Source organism: Janthinobacterium sp. SUN120 (assembly GCF_030397735.1).
Classification (GTDB): Bacteria; Pseudomonadota; Gammaproteobacteria; order Burkholderiales; family Burkholderiaceae_D; genus Janthinobacterium; species Janthinobacterium kumbetense.
This window is the reverse complement of sequence record NZ_JAPUBW010000002.1, coordinates 161,772-176,781: the sequence shown is the minus strand read 5'-3', so window position 1 is coordinate 176,781 and position 15,010 is coordinate 161,772. Positions and strand designations below refer to the sequence as shown.

The 15,010-nt window shown below is 63.5% G+C and carries 15 protein-coding genes; 11 read left to right on the top strand and 4 right to left on the bottom strand.

The features are described from left to right. Positions 1-9: 9 nt before the first annotated feature. A complete protein-coding gene (locus O0879_RS10485; protein ID WP_251351617.1) occupies positions 10-651 on the top strand; it encodes a choice-of-anchor C family protein in 642 nt (213 codons plus the stop codon). 58 nt (positions 652-709) lie between these two features. Here the strand turns inward: O0879_RS10485 and O0879_RS10480 are convergent, their stop codons facing one another. Beyond that, complete coding sequence (locus O0879_RS10480; RefSeq protein WP_099667219.1) at positions 710-1,099, bottom strand: MerR family transcriptional regulator; 390 nt, start codon at positions 1,097-1,099, stop codon at positions 710-712. 80 nt (positions 1,100-1,179) lie between these two features. Between O0879_RS10480 and O0879_RS10475 the strand changes: the two genes are divergently transcribed. The 7 genes from O0879_RS10475 to O0879_RS10445 all read left to right on the top strand — a co-directional run bounded on the left by O0879_RS10475 (position 1,180) and on the right by O0879_RS10445 (position 8,444). Further along, the gene (locus O0879_RS10475) at positions 1,180-1,617 is read left to right on the top strand and encodes a hypothetical protein (RefSeq protein WP_289916362.1); all 438 of its coding nucleotides are present in this window, start codon (positions 1,180-1,182) and stop codon (positions 1,615-1,617) included. 102 nt (positions 1,618-1,719) lie between these two features. Continuing rightward, a complete protein-coding gene (locus O0879_RS10470) occupies positions 1,720-3,537 on the top strand; it encodes a DUF4153 domain-containing protein (RefSeq protein ID WP_289916360.1) in 1,818 nt (605 codons plus the stop codon). A gap of 313 nt (positions 3,538-3,850) precedes the next feature. Beyond that, positions 3,851-5,182: a S41 family peptidase gene (locus O0879_RS10465; protein WP_289916359.1), complete on the top strand. Its 1,332-nt coding sequence runs from the start codon at positions 3,851-3,853 to the stop codon at positions 5,180-5,182. Further along, positions 5,175-5,660, top strand: a complete 486-nt coding sequence (locus tag O0879_RS10460; protein WP_289916356.1) for a MarR family winged helix-turn-helix transcriptional regulator — start codon at positions 5,175-5,177, stop codon at positions 5,658-5,660. The genes O0879_RS10465 and O0879_RS10460 overlap by 8 nt, the downstream gene beginning before the upstream one ends. A gap of 176 nt (positions 5,661-5,836) precedes the next feature. Beyond that, positions 5,837-6,421 (top strand): LysE family translocator, encoded by a 585-nt coding sequence (locus O0879_RS10455; RefSeq protein WP_289916355.1) that lies wholly within the window; start codon positions 5,837-5,839, stop codon positions 6,419-6,421. A 10-nt stretch (positions 6,422-6,431) separates the two neighbouring features. Next, positions 6,432-7,898 carry a PLP-dependent aminotransferase family protein gene (locus O0879_RS10450; RefSeq protein WP_289916353.1) on the top strand — a complete coding sequence of 489 codons (1,467 nt, stop codon included), beginning with the start codon at positions 6,432-6,434 and terminating at the stop codon, positions 7,896-7,898. 147 nt (positions 7,899-8,045) lie between these two features. After that, positions 8,046-8,444, top strand: a complete 399-nt coding sequence (locus O0879_RS10445) for a VOC family protein (protein WP_289916351.1) — start codon at positions 8,046-8,048, stop codon at positions 8,442-8,444. Positions 8,445-8,459: 15 nt separating this feature from the next. Here O0879_RS10445 and motA read toward each other — a convergent pair whose 3' ends face one another. Together motA and O0879_RS10435 are read right to left on the bottom strand one after the other, a co-directional pair. Further along, a complete protein-coding gene (gene motA / locus O0879_RS10440) occupies positions 8,460-9,323 on the bottom strand; it encodes a flagellar motor stator protein MotA (RefSeq protein ID WP_077406831.1) in 864 nt (287 codons plus the stop codon). Between the two features lie 3 nt (positions 9,324-9,326). After that, positions 9,327-10,286 (bottom strand): LysR family transcriptional regulator, encoded by a 960-nt coding sequence (locus O0879_RS10435; RefSeq protein ID WP_289916349.1) that lies wholly within the window; start codon positions 10,284-10,286, stop codon positions 9,327-9,329. Between the two features lie 97 nt (positions 10,287-10,383). On the opposite strand from O0879_RS10435, the gene O0879_RS10430 reads away from it, so the two are divergent. Continuing rightward, positions 10,384-11,553, top strand: coding sequence for a mandelate racemase/muconate lactonizing enzyme family protein (locus O0879_RS10430; protein ID WP_289916347.1), 1,170 nt, complete (start codon positions 10,384-10,386; stop codon positions 11,551-11,553). A gap of 2 nt (positions 11,554-11,555) precedes the next feature. Here the strand turns inward: O0879_RS10430 and O0879_RS10425 are convergent, their stop codons facing one another. Beyond that, the gene (locus O0879_RS10425) at positions 11,556-12,260 is read right to left on the bottom strand and encodes a hypothetical protein (RefSeq protein WP_289916346.1); all 705 of its coding nucleotides are present in this window, start codon (positions 12,258-12,260) and stop codon (positions 11,556-11,558) included. Positions 12,261-12,443: 183 nt separating this feature from the next. Between O0879_RS10425 and O0879_RS10420 the strand changes: the two genes are divergently transcribed. Continuing rightward, on the top strand, positions 12,444-13,502 hold the full coding sequence (locus O0879_RS10420; protein ID WP_289916344.1) for a DUF4105 domain-containing protein: 1,059 nt from the start codon (positions 12,444-12,446) through the stop codon (positions 13,500-13,502). Between the two features lie 223 nt (positions 13,503-13,725). Further along, positions 13,726-14,988: a DEAD/DEAH box helicase gene (locus O0879_RS10415; protein ID WP_289910750.1), complete on the top strand. Its 1,263-nt coding sequence runs from the start codon at positions 13,726-13,728 to the stop codon at positions 14,986-14,988. Positions 14,989-15,010: the final 22 nt, after the last annotated feature.

Below are 15,010 nucleotides of genomic sequence, written 5' to 3'. Positions count from 1 at the left end.
AATCAGCTCATGAAAATCGCCACCATCGCAGCCGTTGTCGCCCTGTTTGCTGCCGGCACTGCCAGCGCCAGCCCCGTCAACCTGATCACGAATGGCAATTTTGAAACAGTTGCTTCCGGCTATACCTTCGACAGCGGCTTTAAAGTCGTCAACAGCGGTTCGTCGGCCATCACGGGCTGGACCGTGGGCGCCAGTTCCGTCGACCTGATCCGCAATGCGTATAACGCCATCAACGGCTACAGCGTCGATTTGCTGGGTACGCCAGGTCCGGGTTTCCTGTCGCAAAATTTCAGCGTCGTTGCCGGCCAGACGTACAGCCTGACCTTTGACATGGCGCGCAATTCCGGCGGCCCTGCAGGCCAGGGCGTGAGCGTCAATTTCGGTGGCGTGGTGGGGGATTTCTACTCGACGGCCGCCGCCTCGAACACCTTGTACAGCAATACCCTGAGCTTCACGGCCGCTTCCACCGGCCTGGCGACCCTGTCGTTTGCCAGCGCCGCCAAGGCCGGTACGCCGTTCGACAATTACTCGGGCGCCGTGATCGACAATGTTTCCGTGATGGCCGCCGTGCCGGAACCGGAAACCTACGCCATGCTGCTGGCCGGCCTGGGCCTGATGGGTTTCCTGCGCCGCCGCAAGGCCGCCAAGTAATTCCAGCCTTGCGCCACGTCAAAACCGCCTGCGGCCATGCCCAGGCGGTTTTTGTTTTTTAGGGAGCTGGTGCTGCATCGGCATCTCCCCGCAATGGACAGGCGGCCGCCTGCGGCTCCATCCGCCGCGCCAGTTCGCCGCGCAACTGCGTCAAGCCGGCGATGCGCGCATCGATGTCGGCCAGCTTGCGCGCCAGCGCCGCGCGCAGCAGGTCCGCCATGGCCGGATCGCCTGCGCCGGCCAGCAGCGGCATGTCGGCCTCGATTTCCGCCAGCGTAAAACCCAGCTGCTGCGCCGTGCGCAGGTAGCGCAGCCAGTCCGCCGCTTCGGGCGGATAGTCTCGGTAGCCATTTGCGCCGCGCCGCGCGCGCAGCAAGCCCCGCTTTTCATAGAAGCGCAGGGTATCGCGGCTCAAGCCCGTCGCCTGCGCCATCTCGCCGATCTGCATGGAGATTCCTTCATAAAATGCTTGACCATGGAGTGTACTCCAGCCTTGAGAATGGATGCTTTCCATACACAGGAGTTGCCATGTTGTCCGTTTCCGCCTTCCGCCGCGTGGTGCGCGCCAGCGCCATTTACGATGTGCTCATGATTGCCCCGTTTACCACGCCGTGGACGTTTTTGCTGCTGCGCGAGCACTTGAACGCCATCAACCTGGCCCTGGGCGGCGCGCCACTGCCAGTGTTCGAACCCTTGCATTTGCTCATCAGCAGCTTGCTGGGCAGCGTGGTGATGGTCTGGTCGGTGCTGCGCATGCTCGATCCGCAGCTGCGCTTCGGCCGCTACGACGCGGTGGCCCGCTACCTGTTTTCCACCTGGATGGCGTGGGCCTTGCTCATGACGGGCCAGCCTCTGCTGTGGCTATTCCTCGTGCCGGAGCTGGCCTGGGGCCTCGCGCAAAGCTTGCCGGTGCGCCGCAGCGAGGGTGGGCGGGAAGGGGGCGCGCGCGAATCGCTGTTGAGATGACGATAACGAAATGCAATAATGGCCGTGCTCGCAGTGCAACAATGACTGCAATGAACGACTATTAAGGGAATGACTATGCAGCAGGATGCCGCAGGAAAAAACATGGCGTTGCTCGATCCGGTGGTGGCGCCGCGTATCGCGGTGACGCGCCTGGTGACGGGCCTGCTGCAAGGCTTGCTGCTGTACTGGCTGTACAGCACGGCGCAAGACAAGGTGTGGCCCGCCACGGAAGCCTACCTGCTGGGTCCGTTGATGCTGATCAGCTTGCTGTTGCCCATCCTGCTGGTGTCCAGCCTGGGCCACATGTCCCTCAAGCGCATCGCCCTGTGGATGGCCGGCGCGGCCGTCGTGCTGGCCGTGCTGGCCTGGCACGACGTGGCGCGTGGCGCCGAGCACGTGATTTGGGGCAACTACAAGCCGGGCGCGCCGCTGCGCGTGATTTCAGCCCAGCTGTTCGGTTTTTGCGTGGTGGGGTTTTATATCGCCCACGCGCTGGTGCTGGCCAGCGCCCAGGATGGCCGGCGCATCGCCCGCTACCCGACCTACTTTGAAATCGCCTGGAAGCTGGGCATCCAGCTGCTGTTTTCCCTGCTGTTCGTGCTGGGCCTGTGGCTGGTGCTGTGGCTGGGCGGGCAATTGTTCCTGCTGATTAAGCTCAGTTTCCTGAAAAAGCTGCTGGGCCAGGCCTGGTTCGTGATTCCCGTCATCTGCTTCGCGTTTTCCTTTGCCATCCACATCACGGACGTGCGCCCATCCATCGTGCGCGGCATCCGCACCTTGCTGCTGGTGCTGCTGTCGTGGCTGATGCCGATCGCCGCCGTGCTCGTCTCCGGTTTCCTGCTGACCTTGCCTTTCATCGGCTTCGAGCGCCTGTGGGCCACGCGCCATGCGGCGTCCGTGCTGTTGGGCATGGCCGGCGTGCTGGTGGTGCTGATCAATGCCGCCTTCCAGAACGGCGAAGTGGGCCATGGCGTGGCGCGCGGCATCCGCCTGGGCACGCGCCTGGCTTGCCTGCTGCTGCCGTGGGTGGTGGGCATCGCCATCTACGCGCTGACCTTGCGCGTGATGTCGCACGGCTGGACGTCCGACCGCCTGATCGCTGCCGCCTGCCTGCTGGTCGCCACCTGCTACGCGGCCGGCTATGCCTGGGCGGCCAGCAAGTATGGCGACTGGCTGCACCTGATCGCCAACGTCAACGTGGCCACCGCCTTTGTGACTCTGCTGGTGCTGTTCGCCCTGTTCTCGCCGCTGGCGGACCCGGCGCGCATTTCCGTGGCCAGCCAGATGGCGCGCCTGGACAGCGGCAAGGTGGGCGTGGACAAGTTCGATTTCGAATACCTGCGCTTCCAGGGCGCCCGCTATGGCCAGGCGGCCTTGCAGGAATTGACGAAACGCACGACGGGCCCGGATGCGGCCATCGTGCGGGCGCGCGCCGACGCCATGCTCAAGCGCCAGAACCGCCTCGACGAGACGGGCGCGCTGAGCGACGTGTCGATCAACCTGACCCTGCGTCCGGCGACAGCGAAGCTGCCGGACAGTTTCCTGCGTCAGGACTGGACGCAAGTGGGCCCGGCCTGGCGCCTGCCCGCCTGCCTGAAGCGGGCAGGGCCGCAGTGCGACGCTTACCTGCTCGATTTCGATGGCGACGGCAAGCAGGACGTGTTGCTGATCAGCAATGATCCGCGCGCCTCGTCGGTGTTGCTGGCGGAAAAAGAAGACGGCAGCTGGACGGCGCGCGGGCAAATCCCCACCGATGCCCTGCGCTGCAAGCCCCTGCGCGAGAAGCTGCAAGCGGGCCAGTTCCAGCTTGTGCCGCCGAAGGTGCGCGAGCTGGAAGTGGACGGCCAGCGCGTGCCGATGACCTTGTATACGCCGGAGGACGAGGTCAGCTGCCCGGACGAGACGGCGCCGACGCCGTAGATGGCAGGAGGAGGGCGCGCAGCGGGGCTTGCAGCGCGGGACCGAGCCGCCAGCTTGCTCTGAAGGCAGCAAGGTCGTGCACTGAATCATTCCGACGGTCCCGTGTCGGCGGAAGCTGCGAATGACGATGGCCGGCCGGAGGCTGCCACTGAAGCGTTGAATCTGACAGCGCTGGCCGAAGCACCGTTTTGGCGAGAACAGATCGGACGGAAGCGGAGGTTGTTTATTTTCCTCACCGAGGTGATTTGATTTTTCTACAATATGTTGCGCAATATATTGTATGATTGAATTTCACCGAGGGGGGAACATCAGAATGCGTTATCACTTATGTCTGCTTCAAACGCTGTCGGCGCTGTCCATCATGTGCGCACCGGGCGCTTTTGCCGGGGAGCCTGGCCTTTCGCGCAATGAAAAGAGCGAGATCATCGCCTCCCTCAATAGCACCTTGAATGCAAACTACGCGTTTCCGGACATCGCAAGAAAAATTGCGCCGGTGCTTCAGGAGCATCTGACCAAGGGCGATTATGACTCGGCGACGACGCAGGCAGAGTTTGCGGGCAAGCTGACGGACGACCTCGTCAAAGTCAGCGGCGACCTGCATTTCTTCGTGGGCGCCGACCCAGCATGGATAGCGGAATTCAAGGCAAAGGCCAACCCGACGCTCAAGGCCAAGATACGCAAAGAAGAATTGAGCAGGCTGGAAGAGACCAATTTCGGTTTCGACGAGGTCGCTCGCCTGAAGGGAAATATCGGTTATCTACGCTTCAGCTATTTTGCCGATCCGGAACTTGCCCATGATACGGCGGCGTCCGTTATGCGCTTCGTCGGCAATACGGACGCCCTCATCATCGATTTGCGCTATAACAATGGCGGGCATCTGGAAATGGCGCAGTTTCTGGCGAGCTATTTCTTCTCCAGCGAGAAAGACCAGCTGCTCTTCGACTATTACTATAATGAGGATGGCAAGCGTATCCAGCGCGGGCAATGGGTGTTGCCGGGCTTGCCGAGCAAGCGCATGGTGGACAAGCCCGTCTATATCCTGACCGGCTCCACGTCTTTTTCCTCCGCAGAATGGTTTTCCTATGCAATGAAAAAGCTCGGACGAGCGACACTGATCGGGGAGCGCACCGCCGGTGGTGCGCATCCGGTGGCACGCAAGCCGCTCAACGACGATTTTTTCGTGCAAGTGCCGATCGGCCAGATCCAGGATCCCGTGGAGCATGGCGATTTCGAAGGAACCGGCGTGCAACCCGATATCCCAAGCCCGTCCATCCGCGCGCTGCCTCTGGCGCACAAGCTGGCGCTTGAACATCTGGCGAAGACCGATGACGCCAGGCGAACCGAACTTGCCTGGCTGCTCCCCAGCTTGACGGCAGCGATCGAGCGCCCGCATGTCGATGCCGGGCTGTTGACGCAAGCCGCCGGAAAATATGAAGGCCGCCAGATCGTCCTGGACAAGGGCACGCTCTACACTATCTGGCGCGACCGGTTTCGCGTCGCGCTGGAGCCGATCGGTCCCGACCTGTTCGCGGTGGAAGGCGTGTCGGATTTTCGATACCGCTTGAATGTTTCGCGCGGGAAAGTGACGGCGCTGGAACGCGTGAACCAGGACGGCAGCATCCAGAGGTACAAGCGCCTTGACTGAGAAGACACCTCACCCGGCCGCGATCGATGACGCCGTGTTTCTCGGCCGCGCCGTCGAACGGCTGAGCGTCCTGATCGCTGAGCAATCCAAGACCGTCTTCGACACGATGGGGATCGTCATCCCGGTGCGTTCGTGTTCGCTGATGACTGTTCTGGCAGCGCTCGGCACGGCCTCGGCCTCGGATCTGGCGCGCGAACTCGGACATTCGCACCAGCTGGTCATGCAAAAGATACCCAAGCTGCTCCGCCTGGGCCTGATACAGCATCGGAACGATGACAATGATGCCCGGCGCCGGGTATTCATGCCCACTGATGAGGGTTTGTCGCAGCTTGCGAAATTCGAGCAGTGCACGGTGCTGATACGGGCGGCCTACGCCGGCTTGTTTGCCGAGGTGGGGGACGTGAGGCAATTCGTGGACCGGGCCGCCGATGCCCTCCACGCGAAGCCGCTGGACAAACGCATCGATTCCCCGGGCTGACGCAGACGGTTCCGCTTCAGGCCGCGAACAGAGCTTTCCGCATGCTTGTCCGGGCGGGGGCCGCTGTAGCAGTCGTTCGACTGATACAGCATGTGCTTGTATCCGTCGCCTTGTGCCTTGTCCCTGGCGTGCCGCGCTTCTAGACTGGGGCCTTCTCCACCTTGCGACTGCCTGCCATGACCGAACTCCTGCCCCTGATGAGCTATTGCTTCGTGATGTCCGCCACGCCCGGACCGAACAACGTCATGCTGGCCACCACCGGCGCCAATTTCGGCTATCGCGGTGCGCTACCGGTAGTCCTCGGCATCCAGGCCGGCATCTTCGTGCAAACCGTGCTCATGTGCGTGGGCCTGGGCAGCGTGTTCATCGCGTACCCGATGGCGCAGCAGGTGCTGCGGATCGCGGGCGCGCTGTACCTGATATTCCTGGCCTGGAAGCTGGCCGGCGCCTCGGTGGCGGGGAGCAGCGCGCCGAAGGCCGTGTCGTTTGCGCAGGCGGCGCTGTTTCAGGCGCTGAATCCCAAGAGCTGGCTCAAGGCGGTCACCATGGCGTCCGTCTTCATGCCTGCGCAGGGCAATATGCTCGCCAGCGCGCTGCTGGTGTCCGTGACCGGCACCGTGGTGGGCACGCCGTGCAACGCCATGTGGGCGCTGTTCGGCGTCTCGATCCGCAGCGTGCTGAAAGCGCCCCGCAACCAGCGCATATTCAATCTGGCGATGGGGGCCGTCCTGCTGGTCCTCGCCGTGCTGTTTTTGCGCTAGACTGCCACCCATGTTCGCCATCGACCGCTCCTCGCCCATCGCCCTGTTCCAGCAGATCGAGGCCGCATTGCGCCAGCAGATCGCGCAACGCGTCCTGCCCGGCGGGACCAGGCTGCCGTCGATCCGCCAGCTTGCCACGCAGCTCGCGGTGAGCACCAACACCGTGGTGGTGGCGTATGACAGGCTGGTGGCCGCAGGCGTCATCGATACCCACGGCACGACGGGCTTCTTCGTCTGCACGCCAGCTGACGCCGGCAGCGCCATTCCCGACGAGGTGGCGCTGGAAGCGGGCCAGGAGCAGGAGCCGGTCTGGCTGAGCCAGCAAGTGAACGACCAGCGTCCGGGCGTGATATTGGCCAGCAGCGGCGCCTTGCCGCCCACCTGGCTGCAGGATGCGCTGCCGGCGGCCGCCGTGCAGCGCGGCCTGGCGCGCAGCGCGGCCGGCATGGCCTCGCGCTGTCCGCCGCAAGGGCTGGCCGAACTGCGCGAGCAGATCGCGCTGCTGTTGCGCGGCATCGGCGTCGCCGCGGACGCCAGCCACATCCTCACCACGTTCGGCGGCACCCATGCAATCGATTTGATCTGCCGCACGTTTTTGCAGCCCGGCGATACGGTGCTGGTGGAAGACCCCGGATACTTCCTGATGTTCGGCAGGCTGCGCCAGGACGGCGTGCGCCTGGTGCCCATCAGGCGCCGCCCCGATGGCCTCGACCTGGACGAACTGGAAGCGGCCTGCCGCGCGCACCGTCCGCGCCTGCTGTTCGTGCAGACGGCCTTGCACAACCCCACCGGGTGGAGCAGCAGCGCCGCCAACCTGCACAAGGTGCTGATCATGGCGCAGCAGCATGGCTTCCTGATCGCCGAAGACGACGTGCACGGCCATTTCCAGCCCGGCCACAGCACGCGGCTGGCATCGCTGTCCGGGCTGGACGGCGTGATCTACTACTCCAGCCTGTGCAAGGCGCTGAGCCCGGCCCTGCGCATGGGCTACCTGGCTGCGGCGCCCGCCCTGCTCAAGCTGCTGATGCGCACCAAGATCCACGCCATCATGACTTTGCCTGCGCTGAACGAATACGTTTTGCTGGAAGTGCTCAAGGCCGGCAACCTGCGCAAGCACCTGGAGCGGCTGCAACGCAAGATCATGGTGGCGCGCAACGCCAGCACGCGGCAATTGAGCGCGGCCGGCGTGCTGTTCGAGCAACCCGGCGACGCCGGCATTTTCCTGTGGGGCAGCATGCCCGAAGGGCTGGACGTGGACTTGCTGGTGCAGGACGCCTACCGCAACAAGATCCTGCTGATGCGCGGCGCCGCGTTCTCGGCCAACGACACGCCCGACCAGCACATCCGCTTCAACGTCGCCTTCAGCCAGCATCCCCGCGTGAGCGCCTACCTTGAAGAGCGCCTGCGCGCGGTGGCTGGCGCACGCTCAAGCCTGGCCCGCGCCAGCGCCGCCGCCAGCCTCGGCGGCAAGTCCTGAGCATGGTCTGCGCCTTTCCTTGTCATTTGTTGATATTCTGGAGGGGTTCTTTTTTCGCCAGCGTGTCAATTTTGTGTGCCGCCCCCCGTCGCCGGGACGGCGCACCGGTTGCCCATTCCACTTTCACCAGGGAAACAAGGAAGCGCCATGAACAAACAGATCATCCTCAACCTGCCCGTGAAGGACCTGGAGAAATCCAGGGCCTTCTTTTCCGCCCTCGGCTTTACCTTCAATTCCCGCTTCAGCGGCGAGAACGCGGCCTTCATGAACATCGTCGACGACACCATCCAGGCCATGCTGACGACCGAAACCTTCTTCCAGTCCCTGATCGGCAAACCGGTGGCGAAGGCAAAGGAGGCCAATGAAGTGGTCATTTGCCTCAGTTGCGAAAGCCGGGAAGAGGTGGACAGCCTGATCGCCAAGGCCAAGGCCGCCGGTGGCCGCATACCGCATCCGCCGGAAGACCATGGCTTCATGTATGACCAGGGCTTCGAGGATATCGATGGCCACCTGTGGAACCTGGTCTGGACGGCGCCTGAAGCTTGAAGCAAACGGGCCGTATCAGTTTTTCGTACGCACCTGGCGCACGTGGTTTTCCAGTTCGCTGAATGAGGGGCGTTCCGTGGCGGAAATGACCTTGCGGCCGAATTCCACGGCCAGCGCCGGCGCGTAGCCGTTCAGGCTGGCCAGCAAGGTCACTTTCACGCACTGGTACATCTTTGCCGTTTCATGGTGCTTGCGGCGCAGCAAACTGGCCAGCGGCGCGATGAAGCCGTAGGCCAGCAGGATGCCGATGAAGGTGCCCACCAGCGCCTGCGCGATCAGCACGCCCAGCTCGGCCGGCGGCAAGCCGACGGACGCCATCGTGTGCACCACGCCCATCACGGCGGCCACGATGCCGAAGGCGGGCATGGCGTCGGCCAGCTGCGAAATCGTCTGGATCGGCATTTCCGCATCTTCATGGTGCGTCTCGATCTCGTTATCCATCAGGTTTTCGATCTGATAAGCATCCATATTGCCCGACACCATCAGGCGCAGATAATCGGTAATGAATTCCAGGATGTGCTCGTCACCGAGCGTGTACGGGTATTTCACGAAGATGGGGCTGCGGTACGGGTCGTCGATATCGTCCTCGACCGACATCAAGCCTTCCTTGCGGATCTTGCTGAGGATTTCATACATCAGCCCCATCAGTTCCATATAGCGCGCCTTCGTGTATTGCGAGCCGTGGAACAGGGTGGGGATGGCCGCGAACGTGGCGCGGATGGCCTTGGCGTCGTTGCCGACAAAGAAGGTGCCCAGCGCCGCGCCGCCGATCATCAGCAGTTCCAGCGGCTGGAACAGGGCCGCCAAATGGCCGCCCTGCATGGCGAAGCCGCCGAAGACGGAAAACAGCACGACGAGAAATCCGAGTATGACTAGCAAAACCTACTCCTTCATAATATTGCCATATCGCAATATTGTAGTGTAACCCGATTTGCCTGCGGTAGCCGCGTCCGGCTGCAGCTGCTGGATGAGAAAATTGATAAAAGCGCGCACTTTGGCGGGCAATTGGTGGCGGCTCGGATAATAGGCGTACAGGTCGGCCGGCGCCAGCGCGTAATCGTCCAGCACCACGCGCAGGCGGCCGCTGTCGAGGTAGCGGGCCAGGTCCCATTCCGAGCGCAGCAGGATGCCGTGCCCGTCCAGGGCCCAGCCCAGCACCACGTCGCCATCGTTGCTGGCCACCGTGCCGCGCACCTTCACCGTGTGGGTGGCACGCCCTTTGCTCAAGCGCCAGATGCCGTAGGCGTCATCGTTTTGCCGGTGCACGATGCAGCGGTGCTGCGCCAGCTCGTCCGGGGTGCGCGGCGTGCCGTGCGCCTGCAGGTAGGCGGGCGAGGCGCACAGGAAGCGCCGGTTCGACATGATCTTGCGGGCCGACAAACGCGTGTCGGGCAAGTCGCCGAAGCGGATGCCCAGGTCGTACGCCTGCTCGACCAGGTTGATGGGGCTGTCCGTCAGTTGCAGCTGCACTTCCAGCTGCGGGTGGCGCAGGGCGAATTGCGACAGCAGGGGCGCGATCACCGTGCGGCCGAAACCCAAGGTGGCATTCACGCGCAGCAGCCCGCGCGGTTCGGCGCTGCCGCTGGCCAGCGACTCTTCCATGGCGCGGATATCGTCGAGGATCTGCCGCGCCTGCTGCAGATAACTTTCGCCGTCGCCCGTCAGGCTGATGCGCCGCGTGCTGCGGTTCAGCAGGCGCACGCCCAGGCGCTGCTCCATCAGCACCAATCGCTTGCTGACGGCGGGCGGCGTGATGCCCAGTTCGCGCGCCGTGGCCGACAGGCTGCCCAGCTTGGCCAGCAGCACAAAGAAGGCCATTTCCGTGGTGGCGTCGCTTTTCATTATTAACTTCAAGTGAAGAATGGTTTAAATTACTATCGATTATACGATTACGTATCGCGATTAAGCTGGCGTCACCATTCAAATACAGGAGACCCGCATGAAAATCGTCGAGATCCGCGAAAAGACCATCCCCATCTCTTCCCCCATCCGCAACGCCTACATCGATTTCACCAAGATGACGTTAAGCCTGGTGGCCGTCGTCACGGATGTGATGCGCGACGGCAAGCCCGTCGTTGGCTACGGCTTCAATTCGAATGGCCGCTACGGCCAGGGCATGCTGATGCGCGAGCGTTTCATCCCGCGCATCCTCGACGCCGATCCGGCCAGCCTCGTGACGGATGACGGCGCCAACCTCGACCCGCACAAGGTGTGGGATTGCATGTACACCAATGAAAAGCCGGGCGGTCACGGCGAGCGCTCGGTGGCCATCGGCACCATCGACATGGCCATCTGGGACGCCGTGGCGAAGATCGAGAACAAGCCCCTGTTCCAGTTGCTGGCCGAGCGCCACGGCACGGGCGTGCCGGACAAAAAAGTGTTCGTGTATGCGGCGGGCGGCTATTACTATCCGGGCCAGAGCCTGTCCGCCCTGCAGGACGAGATGCGCAGCTATGTCGACCGCGGCTACACGGTGGTCAAGAAAAAGATCGGCGGCGCCTCGCTGGACGAGGATTTGCGCCGCATCGACGCCATCATGGACGTGCTGCAGGATGGCCAGAAGCTGTGCGTGGATGCCAACGGCCGTTTCGACCTCGACACGTCGATCGCCTACGCCAAGGCGCTGCGCCAGTACGACCTGTTCTGGTATGAAGAGGCGGGCGATCCGCTCGACTTCGAGCTGCAAGCGACCTTGCGCAGCTATTACGACAAGCCGATGGCGACGGGCGAGAACCTGTTTTCCATGCAGGATGCGCGCAACCTGATCCGCTACGGCGGCATGCGCGCCGACCGCGACTGGCTGCAGTTCGACTGCGCCCTCAGCTACGGCCTGGTGGAATACCTGCGCACCCTGGACATGCTGCACCAGCACGGCTGGTCGCGCAGCCGCTGCATCCCGCATGGCGGCCACCAGATGTCCCTGAATATCGCGGCAGGGCTGGGCCTGGGCGGCAATGAATCGTATCCCGATTTATTTCAGCCGTTCGGCGGCTTCCCCGACGGCGTCAGAGTGGAAAACGGCCACATCACCATGCCGGACCTGGTCGGCATCGGCTTCGAGGGCAAGGCGAACCTGTATGCGGAAATGCGCGCGCTGAGCGGGCAATAGGCTCAGGCCGGCGCCTGCCGTTTGATCTGCGCGGCGGGACTGCTCTTCTCCCAGCGGAACAGCCACATGATGATCAGCTTGGTCGTGGCGCTGACGCAGGCCAGCAGCAGCAAGGGCCAGCCCGTTTCCAGCCCCATGACGCAGGCGAAGAAGATGGTGCTGGCATCCATCGCCAGGATGAACTGGCTCATTTTCAGGGAGACGGCGCCCGTCTTGCCCGAGCGCCAGATCAAGCGGATCTGGTGCGCGTAGCCCTGCGCCAGCAGCACGGTGACGGCGACGAGCAGGCCTTGCGAGATTACGCGCTTTTCATCGCTGAAGGTGGGGCCGAAGGCCAGCCCCGCCATGCCCGCGCCCAGCAGCAGTGCGCAGGCCAGCAGCGCATTGCGCGATGTCAAGCTGCGGCGGTCGCGGTGGATTTCATACAGGATGGCCAGCGCGATCAGCGAGGCGACCAGGCGGGGCCAGACGATGTAGTGGTTGAACGGCGTGATCGAGTAGCCGTACACAAAGAACGCGCAATACGCGAGGAAGCTGACGGTGAACTGGTTGATGGACAGGATGTCCGTCGTCTTGCCGGCGCCGATGCCGGCATCGCGCTTGCGCTGCCAGATTTTTTGCAGCTGCGACCACAGCCCGTACAGGCTGACGACGATGAAGAGGGAATTGAGGCTGCCGGCAAGGGCGTACAGGGAAGGGGGCTGCAAGGTATCTCCTGGGAAGGCCAAGGCGCCGCTGCCGTGACAGGCCGCCTTGTCTATACATTTTATTTTGGCAATATGCTCTCATGAAATAAATTAGCAGGCAAGCAATGATTGCGCTGCCGGGGCCTGTTGCGGCACGGCTTGCCGGAACGCACCTGTTCCTGCGCTTGGCCCTATAATTGCGGCATGACTTTCTTATCACATCGTGCCCGCTCCGTGCTGGGCAGTATCGGCAAAATGGCCGTTTCCCTGATTCTCCTGTTGACTGCACTGTGGGGCGCGCTGGCGCTGTGGTACCAGCTGTCCGGCGGCACGGCGGCGCAAGCCATCGGCGCGCTGCTGTGGGGCGCGCTGGGCGTGGCCAGCATCGCGCTGTGGTGGACGCGCGGCGATGCGCGCGTGCTGCTGCCGTATGCGGCCGGGTTTCTCCTGCTGCTCCTGTGGTGGAGCCTCATCACGCCGAAACAGCAGCGCGTGTGGGCCGACGACGTGGCGCGCAACGTCACGGGCACGGTCAAGGGCAGCACCGTCACGCTGGACAATGTGCGCAATTTCGACTGGCGCAGCGACGACGACTACACGGTCAAGTGGGAACAGCGCAGCTACGACCTCGACGAGCTGCGCACGGTGGACACGGCGCTGTCGTACTGGACGGGGCCGTACATCGCGCACACTTTGATCTCGTTCGGCTTTGCGGACGGGCGCTTTTTGACGTTTTCCATCGAAATCCGCAAGGAAAAGGGCGAGAGCTTTTCCGCCATCGGCGGCTTTTTCAAGCATTTCGAGATGAGCCTGATCGCCGCCGACGAGCGCGACATCCTGCGCGTGCGCACGAATGCCCGCGGCGAGGACATGCATCTGTACCGCGTGATGATGCCCAAGGCGGCCATGCGCTCGCTGTTCCTCGCCTACCTGGACGAAGCGCAATCGCTGAAGAACCAGCCGCAGTTCTACAACACCCTGACGGCCAACTGCACCACCATCGTCTTCGAGATGGTGCGCCGCATCGTGCCGGGCCTGCCGCTCGACTACCGGCTGATGGCTTCGGGCTACCTGGACCGCTACCTGTTCGACGTCAAGGGCCTGGTGCCCGGCCAGACCTTCCAGCAGCTGCGCGATGGCGGCCACGTCACGGCGCGCGCGCGGGCGGCCAACGACGACGCGGACTTTTCGCATGCGATCCGTCGCGGCATGCCGGGCTACGATGAAACGGGCCACCCGAAGCTGCAAATGCCCAGGCAGTAATCAACTTGCAGCACAACGTCCAACCAAACCGTAGCGAGCGGAAGGGAGAGGTGGTCGAGAAGCGGAACTGTACTTTAGTACAGTGAGCATCGCAGGCCGCCTATGCCGACGCGCAGTAGGCTTGGTTGGGCGTTATCTGTCATTGCTTTATACTGTCGCTATCCCGACCGGCCGCACATTGCGGCCGGTCTCACTTCATGACTAAATAATAAGAAGGCCCGCTATGCCATTTTCCTCACTGGGTCTGATTCCCGCCCTGGTCCGCGCCGTCGACAAGGCCGGCTATGCCGCGCCGACGGCCATCCAGGCGGCCGCCATTCCCGCCATCCTGCGCGGCAGCGACGTGCTGGGCGCGGCGCAGACGGGTTCCGGCAAGACGGCCGCCTATGCGCTGCCGCTGCTGCAGGCGCTGATGGCGCCCGTTTCCGGCCCGCGCCAGGTGCGCGCGCTGATCCTCGTGCCCACGCGCGAGCTGGCGGCGCAGGTGGGGCAGACGGTGCACGCGCTGGCCAAGCCGCTGCCGATCAAACTGAAGATTTCCGTGCTGTTCGGCGGCGTGTCGATCAATCCGCAGATGATGGACTTGCGCGGCGGCGCCGATATCGTCGTCGCCACGCCGGGCCGCCTACTGGACCTGGTGCGCCAGAATGCCGTCAAATTGGGCGGCGTGTCGCTGTTCGTCCTGGATGAAGCCGACCGTTTGCTCGACATGGGTTTCAGCGAAGAGATCAACGCCATCCTGGCGCTGCTGCCCAAGCAGCGGCAAAACCTGTTCTTCTCCGCCACCTTCCCCGACAACGTGCAGGCGCTGGCCGACGGCCTGCTCAGCGAACCCGTGCGCATCGAAGTGGCGTCCGAACCGCAGGACAAGCCGGACATCGTGCAGCGCGCCATCACGGTTGACGTGCCGCGCCGCACGCAGCTGCTGCGCTACCTGATCCTGCAGCAGCAGTGGGAGCGCGTGCTGGTGTTCGTTGCCACCAAGTACGCGGCCGAACACGTGGCCGACAAGCTGCAGCGCGCGGGCCTGCACGTGGGCGCCTTCCACGGCGAATTCAGCCAGGGCACGCGCAGCCAGCTGCTGGCCGACTTCAAGGCGTGCCGCTTGCAGGTGCTGGTGGCCACCGACGTGGCCGCGCGCGGCATCGACATCGCCGGCTTGCCGGCCGTCGTCAACTATGACTTGCCCCGTTCGGCCGTCGACTACACGCACCGCATCGGCCGCACGGGCCGCGCCGGCGAAAGCGGCACGGCCATCAGTTTCGTGACGGCCGATACGGAAGCGCATTTCCGTTTGATCGAAAACCGCAACGACTTGCGCATCGTGCGCGAAGTGGTGGCCGGTTTCGAGCCGACGGAACTGCCGACTCTGGTCAATTCCGTCACCGATACGGTCAACGGCGGCGTAAAGGGTGCGCGCAAGAGCAAGAAGGACAAATTGCGCGAAGCTGCGGCCCTGGCGGCGAAGGCGGCCGAGGGCAATTAAATCCACCTTATGTGCGCTAGCC

Coding starts and splice junctions, on each gene's coding strand:
- O0879_RS10485 (WP_251351617.1), top strand. CDS start 10: ATGAAAATCGCCACCATCGCAGCCGTTGTCGCCCTGTTTGCTGCCGGC.
- O0879_RS10480 (WP_099667219.1), bottom strand. CDS start 1,099: ATGCAGATCGGCGAGATGGCGCAGGCGACGGGCTTGAGCCGCGATACC.
- O0879_RS10475 (WP_289916362.1), top strand. CDS start 1,180: ATGTTGTCCGTTTCCGCCTTCCGCCGCGTGGTGCGCGCCAGCGCCATT.
- O0879_RS10470 (WP_289916360.1), top strand. CDS start 1,720: ATGGCGTTGCTCGATCCGGTGGTGGCGCCGCGTATCGCGGTGACGCGC.
- O0879_RS10465 (WP_289916359.1), top strand. CDS start 3,851: ATGCGTTATCACTTATGTCTGCTTCAAACGCTGTCGGCGCTGTCCATC.
- O0879_RS10455 (WP_289916355.1), top strand. CDS start 5,837: ATGACCGAACTCCTGCCCCTGATGAGCTATTGCTTCGTGATGTCCGCC.
- O0879_RS10450 (WP_289916353.1), top strand. CDS start 6,432: ATGTTCGCCATCGACCGCTCCTCGCCCATCGCCCTGTTCCAGCAGATC.
- O0879_RS10445 (WP_289916351.1), top strand. CDS start 8,046: ATGAACAAACAGATCATCCTCAACCTGCCCGTGAAGGACCTGGAGAAA.
- O0879_RS10435 (WP_289916349.1), bottom strand. CDS start 10,286: ATGAAAAGCGACGCCACCACGGAAATGGCCTTCTTTGTGCTGCTGGCC.
- O0879_RS10430 (WP_289916347.1), top strand. CDS start 10,384: ATGAAAATCGTCGAGATCCGCGAAAAGACCATCCCCATCTCTTCCCCC.
- O0879_RS10420 (WP_289916344.1), top strand. CDS start 12,444: ATGACTTTCTTATCACATCGTGCCCGCTCCGTGCTGGGCAGTATCGGC.
- O0879_RS10415 (WP_289910750.1), top strand. CDS start 13,726: ATGCCATTTTCCTCACTGGGTCTGATTCCCGCCCTGGTCCGCGCCGTC.